This is a genomic window from Streptomyces sp. NPDC052052 (genome assembly GCF_040680455.1).
In the GTDB taxonomy this organism is placed as follows: domain Bacteria; phylum Actinomycetota; class Actinomycetes; order Streptomycetales; family Streptomycetaceae; genus Streptomyces.
The window spans coordinates 41,138-54,908 of record NZ_JBFAWU010000029.1 but is presented as its reverse complement, the minus strand read 5'-3'; the positions used below and the strand labels follow the sequence as shown (position 1 = coordinate 54,908).

The following is a 13,771-nucleotide window of genomic DNA, read 5'->3' as shown; positions in this document are numbered from 1 at the left end:
CAGCGCCGTCACCGGTGCGCGTCGCGCGCCCTGCCGGCAGGTCTGATCAGGAGGCGCGCCAGCCGCTCCAGCGCAGTACCGAGACCTCGACCACCGGCCCGTCGGGCGGCCGCTCGGCGTACTGCGGGTACTTCGCCGTCAGCAGGCCGACGCCGCGGGCCGCTTCGGAGGACCGGTCCCGCCGCCCGGACACGCGGGCTCTGCCATCGGCCCGCGCCCACCACAGGCGGTCCCAGTCGTCCTCGTAGTGGTCGGTGAGCAGGCAGACGGACGGGTTGGCGGCGATGTTGGCCAGGCGTTTCAGCCTTATCGTCCGCTTCGGTTTGTGGTCCACGGCCAGGACCACCACATCGCCGTCCAGAGCGAACACCACCGGGACCAGGTGCGGACGGCCCGCCGCGTCGGCCGTCGCAAGATGTGCGACGCGCGCCACGGCGAACCGCTCCCTCGCCTCGGCGCTCGTCAGATCAGGCATCGCACCCGCTCCCGGCCAGGCCGGCGGACGGGCCCGAGGCGCAAGGGCGTCCCGCACCTCACCGTTACCGGGCCATGATGTCGGCCAGTCGGTCCAGGTGCTCCAGCGTCTCCGCTTCGGGCATCGTCGGCAGGGAGAACAGCAGCCGCTCGACCCCCAACTCGCGATAAGCCTCGATCTGCTCGGGATCGCCGGGGACCCCGTACACCGTCACCGGCACCTCCCGGTCGGCAAGGGCGTTCAGCCGCTCGATCTGCGGGCCCAGCTCCTGCGGCACCACGCCGTTGGCCAGCCACGCGTCCCCGAACCGCGCCACCCGCCGGAACGCCCCCTCGCCGCCGCCGACGTAGATCGGCGGATGGGGGCGCTGCACGGGCTTGGGCCAGGAGAAGACCGGGTCGAAGTCCACGAAATCGCCGTGGAACTCGGCCTTCTCCTCGATCCACAGCTCACGCATGGCAAGCAGCCGCTCGTCGGTGAGCCGGCCACGTGTGGCGGGGTCGGTTCCGTGGTTCCTCATCTCCTCGCGGTTCCAGCCGACACCGACACCGAGAATCACTCGGCCGCCGGAGACCAGGTCGAGCGAGGCCACTTCCTTCGCCGTGATGATCGGGTCGCGCTCCGGGATCAGCGCGATGCCGGTACCCAGCAGCAGCCGCTCGGTCACCACTCCGATGGCGGTCAGGGCGACGAAGGGGTCCAGGGTGCGGTAGTAGATGTCCGGCAGGTCGCCCCCGCCCGGGTAGGGGGTCTGGCGGTTCACGGGGATGTGGGTGTGCTCGGCGATGAACAACGAGTCGAACGAACGCTCTTCCAGGGCGGTTCCGAGCGCGGTCGGGCTGATGCCCTGGTCGGTGATGAACGTCGAGACTCCGAATTTCACGACGACTCCTCCGAAGGTCGGTGACGGGACGAGCGCAGAAGCGGAAAGGGCTTACCGTGGCGCTCTCCTGACTACCCGTCCTAAGTGCTCCCGCCCCTATGACCACCCGGGTGAACCATCACGGCGTACGGACTGAGCCGCACAGCGAGGCTTCGGCTTCGGCTTCGGCTTCGGCTTCGGCTTCGGCTTCGAAGGGTTCCGGTCCGGCGGACCTGACGCCCGACCAGCCCGAAGAATTTCCGCACGCGACCACTAAAATGTTCAGAATTTTTAAGCCGCGCATTTACCCGCGATTGCGGGTTCATGGATACGCCGAGCCGTGACACCCACGGTCGGATATTCACGTTCAGGTGATTCCCTCCAGAAGTCTCCTGGAGGGATGGATTGCTTCGTAAGATGCCCGTGAAGCACCGATGTGCCCACAATGACGGAGTGGGCCCTTGGTTCCATATTCGACTCAAGGGGAAAATGTGTTCCTAAGGACGAGGAATTTTGCACGCACCATGGGCGCAGCTCTTGCCGTAGCTGCCGTGTTCACCATGGCCGGACCAACCGGAACCGCTTCCGCCATCGACCACGTCACCTGCGACCCCGACGCGGGTTTCTTGAAGATCTGGTCGCACAGCAACGGGCGCGACAGCGTGGACTGCTACGCGAACCGAGGGAAGATCGACTTCGGCGGATGGTGGGTCGACCAGATCTCCACGGGGAACAACGACGTGAAGTACTACGACGCCAATGGCGATGTAGTGAAAATCGCCCGGTGGAATAATATCAAGTATTCGAATACCCCGAAGGTCGATGCTATCGAAATCCTCTAAGGAATTCCTACAGAGAATTCCTACAGAAACTTCCAGAAGTCCCGGCGGGTGTGTGAGTGCCCAGGCCCTGACAGGCTGAGGAGTCCGCACCGGCCCGTCACGGACGCAACGAAGCTCCGGCCGAATGGGTGACCTTCCCAGGTCATCGTGGATCGCCGGAGCTTCGGTGTACCGCCGGCCCGTCAGCCCGCAGTGAGTTCGCTCCCGTGCAGCCGATCGAGACCAGTGCGCTGCACAAGCAGGTCAGGACCACCGGCAGCCTCGCCATCTGGCGCGGTCAAGGCCGGTGGCGTTGTCGTACGACTCCCAAGTCCGCCTACAGCGGCGGCGACAGCGACTCCTGCGTAGAGTTCGCCACCTGCCCCACCGCCTCCAAGGTCGAGCACGTCCCCTCAGCTCGCCCTCTCCCCCGCCGCCTGGACCGGCTTCGTGGCGTATGCGCTCAGCGGCTGACGCACACAGCTTCCGAACGACACTGCGCCATGCCGCGCATCGGATCAACTCCGTTGCGCGGCACGGCGGGTGTCAGGCCGGCCGTCGGGCGATGACGTCAGCGGGCATCAGGACAGCGCCAGCTCGGTGACGTGGTTGGCCTCCAGGACCCAGGTCGCGCTCAGGCCGCCCTCCTTGACCCGCGCGTCACCGTCACCCTTGAGGACGCCGATGCGATTGCCGGACAGGGCGATCTGGATGGTGTGGGTGTACTCGTGGACCCAGGTCGCGCTGAGGCCGCCCTCCTTCACGTACGCATCACCGTTGTCCTTCAGCACACCGATCCGGTTGCCCGACAGTTCGAGCTGGATGATGTCGTCGGACTCCCGGACCCACGTCGCGCTCAGACCGCCCTCCTTGACCCAGGCGACACCGTTGCCCGTGAGCACACCGATCCGGTTGCCCGACAGGTCGATGCCGATGACGTTGCCGGACTCCTTGACCCACGTCGCGCTGAGGCCGCCCTCCTTCACGTACGCGTCACCGTTGCCCTTCACCACGCCGATGCGGTTGCCCGAGAGCTCCAATTCCTTGACGTTGCCCGCTTCCAGAACCCAACTGGCGCTGAGGCCACCCTCCTTCACGTACGCGTCGCCGTTGTCCTTCAGGACGCCGATACGGTTGCCGGAGAGCGCGATCTGCTTCACGTCGTCGGCCTCGCGAACCCAGGTCGCGCTGAGGCCGCCCTCCTTCACCCAGGCGATGCCGTCACCCGTGAGAACACCGATGCGGTTGCCGGACAGAGTGATCTGCTTGACGTTGCCGTGCTCCTTGACCCAGGTGGCGCTGAGGCCGCCCGCCTTGACGAGGGCGTCGCCGTTGTCCTTCAGGACGCCGATGCGGTTTCCGCCGTCGCCGGAAACCGTGCCGGGCGCCGCACCGGCCGTGGACGCGCCGGCGAGACCGGCGAGGGCGAGAACGGCGGCCACCGCAGAGAGAGTCTTGAGGTTCAACGGAATAACTCCTTTACGGAGAGGGACCCTTGGGCCCGGAACGCGGCGCCCACGGGGGATTGGTCAATCCGAAGACGACCAACGATCGGGTGGGTGCGTTGGGGCGACGGCCATTGGAGTGACGAGGGCGCACTGGGCAGGGCCGTTCTGTGCGCCTCCCCTGTGAACCGAGCTTCCCCGCCGGGTCGCTCCGTTGATCTTTCAGCAGGGGGCGTGCGGGAGGGTCGCGCCTTGATAGCGTCGCTCCCGCGATTGCGGACCGCTCCCCGCCGGGGTCGTCGCTGCGCCCGGACGGCCCTGCCCTCGACGGACGGCCGACGGAGCGAGCGTGCTGACGGTACGGGGACGTTCGCGGCAAGGACGAAGAGGGCCGAAGCATGAGCCTCGCGCAGTTGCACTACACCTCTGCCTCTGCGGGAAACGACGGGAGCGGTGCGCGGTTCACGGCGGTCAGCGCCGGGATACCCACACCGGTCCTGGCCGAGGCCGAGCAGCTTCTCGCCTACGAGCCGCCGACCGACGCCCCGTATCACCCGAAGAACGCCGAACTCCGTTCGTTTCCCGAGGCGTTCTCCTTCAGCGCACTGTCCGACGGAAGTCATCTGCTGAGCCGCACCGTGGCACTCGGCGGCCCCGGCACCGGTCGTTTCCACGCGCACGCGGTACATCTCCCGGCCGGGACCCGGCTGCCGGGCGACGCGCTGCCGATCACGGCGTGGCGGTCGCCGAGCTGGGCCTCCACACCACCGGACGGCTCCGCACCCGGCCGACTGGCCGCACTGCCCGCCTCTGCCGCGTTCGGGCCGGAGACACTGAACGACTTCGCGGTCTCCCGGAGCCCCTGGCTGGCGGCAGTCTTCGCCGACCTGCGCCGGGTGAGCCAGGAACCAGTCCCGGCGCGGATCGTGCTGGTCGAGCGGCAGAGCGCCGACGTGGCCCGGTGGATCGCCCTCGCCACGGCCGTGCTTCCGCCGGACAGCGCCCAGCAGTTGACCTTCACCACCTATACCCGGCGTCCGACGGACTGCCCGCACCGGATCGTCGGGGTGCTGCCGGGCGACGCCGTGGAGACCGGTTCCGACGACGGGGGCCTGCTCCGGGTGCACAACTGCGCGGGGTCGCGCCCGGCGGGACCGGTGGACGACGCCTGGGCCGAGACCTGTGCCCGCATCTGGCGGAACCGGTCCCCGGAGCTGTTCCGGGTGGCGGCCGGGCTTCCGGGCGAGCCCTTCGCCGCCGGACCGCTCGCCGTCACGGCGCTCTGTGCGGGCGTGGTGCTCGGCTCCGTCGAGCGGGCCGCGGCAGCGGACTGGGCCGCCGAGCGGCCGTATGCGCTGGACGAGGAACGGACGCGGCGGCTGGCCGACGCGCTGACCGCCCCCGGGCTCGACCGGACGGACACCGAACTGGCCGCTGTGGCACGGCTGTTGTCCGCGCTCGACGGGCGCTCCCCGGCCACCGTGACCGCCTCGCTCGCCGCCCTGCTGGTGACGGAGACAGTGCGTGGGGGCGATGTCGGCGTCGAACCGCCCGCGCGGTCGGTCTTCGACGGACCGACCGGGGAACGCGTCGCCGCCACCCTCGTCGCCACCCTGGGCGACGACCTCCGTGCCGAACTCGCCACCGGTGCGCCCGCCGTGCCCGGTCGCGGTGTGGCGCGGACCGTGCAGTTGCTGCGGATCGCACGGCTGCTCGGCGTGGACTGCGCCGACCTGCTGCCCGCTGTCGTACGCCGCATGGCCCGTTCGCTGCTGGCCGAAGGGGCGGGCGACTGCGGGCCGTTGCTGCTCGGCCTCCTGGACGAACAGTTCGACGTCCGTACCGCGCTGCTGGGCGAACTGGACCGGATCGCCCCGCAGGACCCGGCGGCGACGGAGCGGCTGCTGGCGGGTGTCGCCCTGCCGTTCACCGGGACCCAGGCGTTGCCGCATCTGCGGATGTGCGCGGCGGCGCCCGGCATCGTGGCGGATGGCGGCGACCGGGTGCAGGCGCTGCACGCGGTGCTCCGTGCCGGGGGCATGTCCCCGTTCACGGAACCGTTGGTACTCCGGACCGCGGTGGGGCTGGTCTGGGGCGACGGGACACCGACGGCTGGCGAGGCCCGTCTGGTGCTGGACGCCACCACCTCCGACGCGCACCGCACGGCCGGCACCTGGTCCGTGCTCGTCGCGGCGGCGCTCGCTGCCCCCGCCGACGACGAGGAGGCCCCCGAGCTCGCCCACGACCTGTTGCGCGGCTTCCCGCAGGAGCTCGACGCGCGGGTACGCGGCGCCCTGCTGCTCCTGGAGTTCGCGCGGGACCTCCGGTCGGGGACGGCGGAGCCCGGCTGGGCCGAACGGGCCCGGACGCTGTGCGCCGGGGCCGAACCGGTGGAGCCGGGCGTGCGCGACCAGGCGTTCGGCACGCTGGCCCGGGTGCTGCTCGCGCCGGACCGGCCGGAGGCCGAGCTGTACGCCTTCGTCCACAGCGGCGACGCGGACCTCATCGCGGCCTACGGCACGGCGGCCCGCCATGACACCGTGCTCGCCCGGCTGCGGTCCGAACCCGGCTATGTGGCCGACTGCTTCACCGTCTGGACCTCCCATCCGCACGCGGGCCGCGCCTGGGGAGAGACCCGGGCGGCGCTGCTGGAGGAGGTGCTGCGGCCGGTGGTGCGCGGCCTGTCCGCCGGCGCGGTGGCCGCCGTCGAGGAGGCGGCCGGGCGCACGAGCAGCAGCCGCACGGCGGAGGCGTTCCGGGCCTGGAACCGGCCGGGCGGCTTCGGCCGCCGGCTCGGCAGCAGGCTCACGGCACGGGTGCGGCGGTCGTAGGTAGGGGCGGCCATGGGGCCGTGGGTCACACGGGGACGGTCGTGGGAGCGGCGGCTGTCCGGCCCGGGGCTCCTGCGGGTCATGGCGCCGGGAACACTGCGGGGCATGGCCGGTCCGGGGCGACCGGTACCGTGGGACATCTCGATGTGACCTGTCGATCTCGTGCGCTCCCGGCGGGCTGCGTGACACCCCCAGGAGGAAACAGATGACGACGAACCGCGGACGCAAGGACGTCATCCGCGACCGGATGGCCGCGACCGGCGAGTCGTACAACGTCGCCGCGCGCAATCTGAAGGCGATGAAGGACATGGGCGCCACGCGGGAGGCCGTCCGCACCCAGCGCTGGCATCCCGCCGACTCGCTCGACGTCCCCTGCCCCTGCGGTGGTACGTGCGAGCCCGGCGAGCGGTGCGAGCGCTGCCACGCGCTGCACCGGCACGTGGCGCGCTACCCCGGCAGTGTCACGGAGGTGGAGAGCTGGGCGGACCGCTACGACTGCCTGGGGTGCGCGTCCTCGTACATCCTGACGGTCGTGCTGCCCGGCCGGCCGTGGGGTGTCGCCGAGACGGTGACCCGTGGCGGGTCCGCGGAACCCGTGGTGCGGGCCCGGGTCTTTCCGGGGGTCGCCCATCCGCTGCTGCGTCCGGAGAGCGCCGAGGACGGGGGCGAGGGCTGACGCCCGGCGTCAGCCCTCGCTCAGGTGGTGGCCGTCAGCCCTCGTCGGGCGTCAGCCGCAGCGAGATGGAGTTGATGCAGTACCGCTGGTCCGTCGGGGTCGGGTAGCCCTCGCCCTCGAAGACATGGCCGAGGTGCGATCCGCAGCGGGCGCAGCGGACCTCGGTGCGAACCATGCCGTGGCTGCGGTCCTGGAGCAGTTCGACCGCGTCCGTGTCCTTCGGGTCGTAGAAGGACGGCCAGCCGCAGTGCGACGCGAACTTGGTGTCGGAGCGGAACAGCTCCGCGCCACAGGCGCGGCAGGAGTACACGCCCGTCGTCCTGGTGTCGGTGTATTCACCGACGAAGGCGGGTTCGGTGCCGGCCTGCCGCAGGACCGCGTACTCCGCGGGGGTCAGCTCGGCCCGCCACTGCTCGTCCGGCTTCTCGATGTCGTACGCCACGTCGCCGCTCCCTCAGCTCGACAGGTGGTCCAGGATCTGCGGGCCGAGGTCCGTGACGTCGCCCGCGCCCATGGTGAGAACGAGGTCACCGGGCTTCGCCATTCCCGCGACGGCCTCGGGGACCGCCGCCTTGTCGTGGACGGCGGTGACGTCGGCGCCCGCGGCCCGTGCCGCGTCGATGATCAGGTCGCTGGTGATGCCCGGGATCGGGTCCTCGCGGGCCGGGTAGATGTCCAGGACCACGGAGGCGTCGGCCAGTGCGAGGGCCTGGCCCATCTCGGTGCCGAGCTCCTGGGTGCGGGAGAAGAGGTGGGGCTGGAAGACGACCAGGAGGCGGGCGTCCGACGCCGCGCCGCGCATCGCTTCGAGGTCGGCGGTCATCTCGGTGGGGTGGTGGGCGTAGGAGTCGACGACCTGCACGCCCGCGGCCTCGCCCTTGAGCTGGAGGCGGCGCTTGACGCCGGTGTACTTGCCGAGGGCCGAGGCGAGGTTGTGGGCCGGGATGCCGAGGGCGACACCGGCCGCGAGGGCGGCGACGGCGTTGAGGGCGTAGTGGCGGCCGGGCACGGAGACCGCGAAGGTGAGGAACTTCCCGTTGAGGACGACCGTGACCTCGCTGGTCAGGCCCCGCGGGGTGATCTTGTGGACGCGTACGTCGGCGGTCTCCGCCTCGCCGTAGGTCACGACCTTCACCGCGGACCGGGCGCGTACCCGCTCGGTCAGCTCGACGGCGCCGGCCTGGTCGGCGGAGATCACCAGGGTGCCGTCGGGGACGATCTTTCCGGCGAACGTCTCGAAGGACTCGTAGATCTCGTCCATCGAGGCGTAGTTCGCGTGGTGGTCCAGCTCGACATTGAGGACGATCGCCACCTCGGGGTCGTACTTCTGGAAGCTGCGGTCGCTCTCGTCCGCCTCGGCGACGAAGATCCGGCCCTCGCCGTGCTCGGCGTTGGTGCCGGGGCCCGCGAGGTCGCCGCCGATGGCGTACGACGGGTCGAGGTCCAGGGCGGACAGGGCGACGGCCAGCATCGAGGTGGTGGTCGTCTTGCCGTGCGTACCGGCCACCGCGATCGCGCGCAGGTCCTCCATCAGGGAGGCGAGCGCGTCGGAGCGGTGTACGACGGGGATCGACAGCTCGGCGGCGCGCACCAGCTCCGGGTTGTCGGGGCGGATGGCGCTGGAGACGACCACGCACGAGGCGTCGTCCGCCAGGTGCGCGGCGGAGTGCCCGATGTGGACGGTCGCCCCCAGCGCCCTGAGCGCCTCGGCGGTTCCCGATTCCTTGGCGTCGCTGCCCGCGACCTTCGCTCCGCGCTGGGCGAGGATCTTCGCGATGCCCGACATCCCGGCGCCGCCGATGCCGATGAAGTGCGGCCGTTCCATGGCGGCAGGAATACCGGGTGCCATGTGTGTGTCTCCCCAGAAGTTCGAAACGAGTACCCGCCCAGCCTAAGGGCTGTCCCGTAATCCCCGGCGGGCGCCCGACGACAGCTACGGCACCTCGCAGCGTTGTCGGGCTCGCCCGAATACGACCCGGTATGAGGACGACCCTCCGCCTTGCGATGCACCGCATCTGACGCCGCGCGCTCATCCACCGGGGATTACGGGACAGCCCTTATTCGCTGTGCGCGAAAAGCTTGAGCACCGGTACGCCGACCTTGTGCCGGGCCCTGGACGCCCAGTCCCGGTGGAAGAACTCCTCCACGTAGTGCGGCGCGGTCAGCACGATGACCTCGTCCGCCTCCGCGTCGTCGACGACGGACTTCAGCTTGTCCAGCGGGTGGTCCTCGACCACCTGTCCGACCGCTTCGCAGCCCGCCTGGCGCAGGGCCTCGAGAGACACCTCGAGCGCCAGTTCGGCCGACTTTCTGGCATCTCTGCCCTCCGGTTCCTCCCCCTCCCGGGCGGCTTCCTTCAGTTCGCCCATGGCCAGGTCGTCGATGGCCCGCAACAGCACATCGGCCTGGTCACCACGCGGCTGCATGAGCACCACGAACGAGGCCTGTTCCTCTCCGTGCAGGGTGGTGACGAATTCGACGTCCTCGGAAGTGAGGGGCTTCTCGATCATCAAAACGCTGGTGAACACCACGGGCGCCCTTCTGCTTCGGTAACCGTCGCCAGTCTCTGCTGAACCGTCCTTCCCCGTGCTCGCACGGGGTCTGCGAGATCCATTGTGCCCATCGGAAGCTAACCGGAACGGAATATTCCGATGATGGTCAGATCCGACGGTAACGGGTGAAGAGAAACCCGGCTTCTTCCAGGATCGACATCAGGGTGAATCGTTCCGGCACCGCCACCGAGCGTCCCCCTGCGATCCGCTGCGCGTCTCCGGCGGTCAGCATCGGCGAGAGGGTCAGGCACATCTCGTCCAGCACTCCGGCCGCCACGAACTGGCCCAGCATCCTCGGGCCGCCCTCGGTCAGCAGCCGCCGGAGCCCCCGGTCCGCCAGCTCCCGCACGGCTCGGGCGGGGTCCACCCGGCTGCCCTCCCCCGCGACCACCACCTCGGCGCCCGCCTTCCGCGCCGCCTCGATCCGGGCCGCCGGGGCTCCGGCGCCGGTCAGTACCAGGGTCGGGACGAGCGGCGCGACGAAGAGCGGCAGCGTGAAGTCCAGATCCAGGCTGCCGCTCACCACGGCGATCGCCGGTGCGGGGCCCTGCCCGGCCGCTGCCCTGCGGGCAGCGAAGGCCTCGCGGGCCCTGGCGGGCCGGTAGCCCTCCAGGCGTACCGTCTCCGCCCCCACCACGACCGCGTCGGCCAGCGCGCGCAGGGTGCCGAAGATCCGCATGTCGCTCTCGCTGGAGATCGGCTGGGAGCGCCCGTCGTGCTGGGCGGCGCCGTCCAGCGTCGACACCATGTTGGCGCGCAGCCAGGGGCCGTCCTGCTCGGGGTACGCGTAGGCCTCGGCCAGGGCGTCCAGACTCCATTCCCCCTCGTCGTCAGCCGGTGTCAGGTCGGTCACAGGGAAGAGGCGTCGCATGTCCTGCAGTCTGGCATGGCCCTTAAAGTGGAGAGTTGTGTCGTCCTCCACCGCCGTGCCGGGGCAGAGCCCCATAGCCGAAACGGCCCCGCTGTCCCTGTGCGCCCGCGAGCCGCACGTCCCCGCCGACCGCCTGGTCGCCGAGATGGTGCCGCCGCCTCGCTTCGACTCCGTGCGCTTCGATACGTACGTCCCGGACCCCAGGCAATCGAGCCAGTCCGAGGCGGTCGAGGTCCTGAGCGGATTCGCGTCCGGGCTCGGCGGGGCGCATGCCACGGGGTCCGGCAAGCGCAAGTGGTTCGGCAGGAAGCCGACCGCGCCCGCGGCGCCCCTCGGGGTCTACCTCGACGGCGGATACGGCGTCGGCAAGACCCACCTGCTGGCCTCCCTCTGGCACGCCACCCCCGCCGCGCCCTCGCTGAAGGCCTTCGGCACGTTCGTCGAGCTGACGAACCTGGTCGGCGCGCTGGGCTTCCAGCAGACCGTGCGGACGCTGAGCGGGCACCGGCTGCTGTGCATCGACGAGTTCGAGCTGGACGACCCGGGCGACACGGTGCTGGTGTCCTCCCTGCTGAGCCGGCTGGTCGAGGCCGGGGTCGCGCTCGCCGCCACCTCCAACACGCTGCCCGGCAAGCTCGGCGAGGGCCGGTTCGCCGCCGCCGACTTCCTGCGCGAGATCCAGGGGCTGTCGGCGCACTTCCGGCCGCTGCGGATCGACGGCGAGGACTACCGCCACCGCGGGCTGCCCGCAGCCCCCGCCCCGTACTCCGACGAACAGGTCACCAAGGCCGCGTACGCCACCGAGGGCGCCGCCCTGGACGATTTCCCCTCGCTCCTCCAGCACCTCTCCCGGGTCCACCCGAGCCGCTACGGCGCGCTGACGGACGACCTGCGGGCGGTCTGCCTCACCGATGTCCAGCCGGTGCCCGACCAGTCGACCGCGCTGCGGCTCGTCGTCCTCGCCGACCGGCTGTACGACCGGGAGGTTCCGGTGCTCGCCTCCGGAGTCCCGTTCGACAAGTTGTTCAGCGAGGAGATGCTGAACGGCGGGTACCGCAAGAAGTACTTCCGGGCGATCTCCCGGCTGACCGCGCTCGCCCGCGACGCAAAGGGTCTGGTGGCCCAGTAGGTTCAGGGGGCGTACCGCCCGGAGCAGATCCGGACGGTACGCCCGAGGCACCCCCGGGCGCCTCGGGACTCCCGTGAAACCGCGCACACCGTTCGAAGGGATCCATCATGGCCACCACACGTCAGGCGCACACGGTCTGGGAAGGCAACCTGATCGAGGGCAAGGGTGTCGTCACCTTCGACTCCTCCGGCATCGGCGACTACGAGGTCTCCTGGCCCTCCCGCGCGGAGAAGGCGAACGGCAAGACCAGCCCCGAGGAGCTCATCGCGGCGGCCCACTCCAGCTGCTTCTCGATGGCGCTGTCCAACGGCCTGGCCAAGGCCGGCACCCCGCCGACCCGGCTGAACACCCAGGCCGAGGTCACCTTCCAGCCCGGCACCGGCATCACCGGCATCCACCTCACCGTCCAGGGCGAGGTGCCGGGCATCGACGAGGCGGACTTCGTCAAGGCAGCCGAGGACGCCAAGGCCAACTGCCCGGTCAGCCAGGCGCTCACGGGCACGAAGATCACGCTCAGCGCGTCCCTGGCCTGACCCCACGGGCCCCTGTGGGCCCGTGACACGCAGGGGGTTCGGTGACCCGCATGGTTTCCGCGCGACCATACGCGTGGTACACACATGCGGGTCACTTCTCCTGTCCGCCAGCAGGGAGTTGCCTCATGTCATCAGCAGCAGTACGACGGCTCGCGACACGACGACAGGTCCTGACCACCAGCGGCGCGGCCGTGGCCTCGATCGCCTTCACCGGGGCTCTGCGCGAACTCTTCGCGGGTACCGCCGCCGCCCGCGGTCACAGCGGCTACGGCCCGCTCGTGCCCGATCCGGACGGTCTGCTCGACCTCCCGCAGGGCTTCAGCTACCGAGTCCTGTCCCGGGAGGGCGACCCGCTCCGCTCCGGCGAGGGCCAGGTGCCCAGCAACCACGACGGCATGGCCGCCTTCGCCGGCCGGCACGGCCAGGTCCGGCTCATCCGCAACCACGAGAACCGCGCCACTGGAAGGATCCCGGTCCCGACCGTCGAGGGTCTCACCTACGACCCGATGGGCAAGGGCGGCTGTACGGCCCTGGAGCTGGACGGCCGGAACAATGTCCTCGGCGAACGCGTCGCCATCGCCGGTACGGCGGTGAACTGCGCGGGTGGCCGTACCCCCTGGAACACCTGGCTGACCTGCGAGGAGACCGAGGACAAGGCCGGCACCAACGGCTACACCAAGGACCACGGCTTCATCTTCGAGGTGGACGGCGCCGATCCGCACCGCACCGGTGCCGTACCGCTCACCGCGATGGGCCGCTTCCAGCACGAGGCGATCGCGATCGACCCGGGCAACGGGATCGTGTACGAGACGGAGGACGCGTTCGACAAGCCCTTCGGGCTGTTCTACCGCTTCCTGCCGGACAAGCCGTTGGGCGGGACGGGCTCGCTGCGGGCCGGAGGTCATCTGGAGGCCATGCGGGTGCCGGGGATCCCTGACCTCTCCGCCGTCCAGGAGACCGGTGCGCGTTTCGAGGGCATCGAGTGGGTTCCCGTACCGGATCCACAGGCGGCCGAAACCCCGATCCGCTTCCAGGACTTCGGCCCGAAGGGCATCACCCACGCGCAGAAGCTGGAGGGCTGCTACTGGGGCGGGTCCGCGGTCTACTTCGTCTCCAGTTTCGCGCACAGTTCGCAGGGTTCCGCCGCCGACCACTACGGACAGGTGTGGCGGTACGAGCCGCAGCGGCGCCGTCTGACCCTGGTGATCGTCTTCGGTCCCGCTACGGACGTCCAGCTGCCGGGCGAGTCGCCCGACAACATCTGCCTGGCCTCCGACGGCGGCCTGATGGTGTGTGAGGACGGCGACGGCGCCCAGCATGTGTTCGGCCTGACGCGGGGCGGCGAGGTGTACCCGATGGCGCGGGGCCGGCAGAACATCGGGACGCCCGAGGAACCCGCATGGGGCGAGTTCGCCGGGGTCACCTTCGCTCCGGACGGCGGGACGATGTTCGTCAACTGCTATACGCCGGGGACGACGTTCGCGGTGACGGGGCCGTGGCGCTGACACGCTGAGGCACCAGTCCGGCCGGGGCCGCGGCAGGACCGCACGTCTCCGGCCGGAGTACCTCCCGCCCG

At 70.5% G+C, this 13,771-nt stretch carries 13 protein-coding genes; 6 read left to right on the top strand and 7 right to left on the bottom strand.

All coding sequences use genetic code 11. From position 1 onward, the window contains the following. Nucleotides 1–46: 46 nt before the first annotated feature. Together AB0L71_RS28845 and AB0L71_RS28840 are read right to left on the bottom strand one after the other, a co-directional pair. Nucleotides 47–475, bottom strand: coding sequence for a TIGR03668 family PPOX class F420-dependent oxidoreductase (locus AB0L71_RS28845; RefSeq protein ID WP_365248358.1), 429 nt, complete (start codon nucleotides 473–475; stop codon nucleotides 47–49). 64 nt (nucleotides 476–539) lie between these two features. Further along, on the bottom strand, nucleotides 540–1,358 hold the full coding sequence (locus tag AB0L71_RS28840) for an LLM class F420-dependent oxidoreductase (RefSeq protein WP_365248356.1): 819 nt from the start codon (nucleotides 1,356–1,358) through the stop codon (nucleotides 540–542). A 503-nt stretch (nucleotides 1,359–1,861) separates the two neighbouring features. Between AB0L71_RS28840 and AB0L71_RS28835 the strand changes: the two genes are divergently transcribed. Continuing rightward, nucleotides 1,862–2,179, top strand: coding sequence for a beta/gamma crystallin domain-containing protein (locus AB0L71_RS28835; RefSeq protein ID WP_365248354.1), 318 nt, complete (start codon nucleotides 1,862–1,864; stop codon nucleotides 2,177–2,179). Nucleotides 2,180–2,739: 560 nt separating this feature from the next. Here AB0L71_RS28835 and AB0L71_RS28830 read toward each other — a convergent pair. Continuing rightward, complete coding sequence (locus AB0L71_RS28830; RefSeq protein WP_365248352.1) at nucleotides 2,740–3,624, bottom strand: peptidase S1; 885 nt, start codon at nucleotides 3,622–3,624, stop codon at nucleotides 2,740–2,742. Nucleotides 3,625–4,001: 377 nt separating this feature from the next. Here AB0L71_RS28830 and AB0L71_RS28825 point away from each other — a divergent pair, with 377 nt between their 5' ends. Together AB0L71_RS28825 and AB0L71_RS28820 are read left to right on the top strand one after the other, a co-directional pair. After that, complete coding sequence (locus tag AB0L71_RS28825; protein WP_365248350.1) at nucleotides 4,002–6,434, top strand: GTPase-associated protein 1-related protein; 2,433 nt, start codon at nucleotides 4,002–4,004, stop codon at nucleotides 6,432–6,434. Nucleotides 6,435–6,639: 205 nt separating this feature from the next. Then, nucleotides 6,640–7,110 carry a hypothetical protein gene (locus AB0L71_RS28820; protein WP_365248348.1) on the top strand — a complete coding sequence of 157 codons (471 nt, stop codon included), beginning with the start codon at nucleotides 6,640–6,642 and terminating at the stop codon, nucleotides 7,108–7,110. A 34-nt stretch (nucleotides 7,111–7,144) separates the two neighbouring features. Here AB0L71_RS28820 and msrB read toward each other — a convergent pair whose 3' ends face one another. The 4 genes from msrB to AB0L71_RS28800 all read right to left on the bottom strand — a co-directional run bounded on the left by msrB (nucleotide 7,145) and on the right by AB0L71_RS28800 (nucleotide 10,533). Next, nucleotides 7,145–7,552 (bottom strand): peptide-methionine (R)-S-oxide reductase MsrB, encoded by a 408-nt coding sequence (gene msrB, locus AB0L71_RS28815; RefSeq protein WP_365248346.1) that lies wholly within the window; start codon nucleotides 7,550–7,552, stop codon nucleotides 7,145–7,147. 12 nt (nucleotides 7,553–7,564) lie between these two features. After that, the gene (gene murC, locus AB0L71_RS28810; RefSeq protein WP_365248344.1) at nucleotides 7,565–8,959 is read right to left on the bottom strand and encodes a UDP-N-acetylmuramate--L-alanine ligase; all 1,395 of its coding nucleotides are present in this window, start codon (nucleotides 8,957–8,959) and stop codon (nucleotides 7,565–7,567) included. Nucleotides 8,960–9,167: 208 nt separating this feature from the next. Continuing rightward, nucleotides 9,168–9,620 (bottom strand): indole-3-glycerol phosphate synthase, encoded by a 453-nt coding sequence (locus AB0L71_RS28805; protein WP_365248430.1) that lies wholly within the window; start codon nucleotides 9,618–9,620, stop codon nucleotides 9,168–9,170. A 148-nt stretch (nucleotides 9,621–9,768) separates the two neighbouring features. Continuing rightward, nucleotides 9,769–10,533, bottom strand: a complete 765-nt coding sequence (locus AB0L71_RS28800; RefSeq protein WP_365248342.1) for a pyrimidine reductase family protein — start codon at nucleotides 10,531–10,533, stop codon at nucleotides 9,769–9,771. A gap of 37 nt (nucleotides 10,534–10,570) precedes the next feature. Here AB0L71_RS28800 and zapE point away from each other — a divergent pair, with 37 nt between their 5' ends. From zapE to AB0L71_RS28785, 3 genes are all read left to right on the top strand, one after another. Further along, nucleotides 10,571–11,662, top strand: coding sequence for a cell division protein ZapE (zapE, locus tag AB0L71_RS28795; RefSeq protein ID WP_365248340.1), 1,092 nt, complete (start codon nucleotides 10,571–10,573; stop codon nucleotides 11,660–11,662). Nucleotides 11,663–11,769: 107 nt separating this feature from the next. Beyond that, nucleotides 11,770–12,195, top strand: coding sequence for an OsmC family protein (locus AB0L71_RS28790; protein ID WP_365248338.1), 426 nt, complete (start codon nucleotides 11,770–11,772; stop codon nucleotides 12,193–12,195). A gap of 125 nt (nucleotides 12,196–12,320) precedes the next feature. Further along, on the top strand, nucleotides 12,321–13,700 hold the full coding sequence (locus AB0L71_RS28785; RefSeq protein ID WP_365248336.1) for an alkaline phosphatase PhoX: 1,380 nt from the start codon (nucleotides 12,321–12,323) through the stop codon (nucleotides 13,698–13,700). The last annotated feature ends 71 nt before the right edge of the window (nucleotides 13,701–13,771 follow it).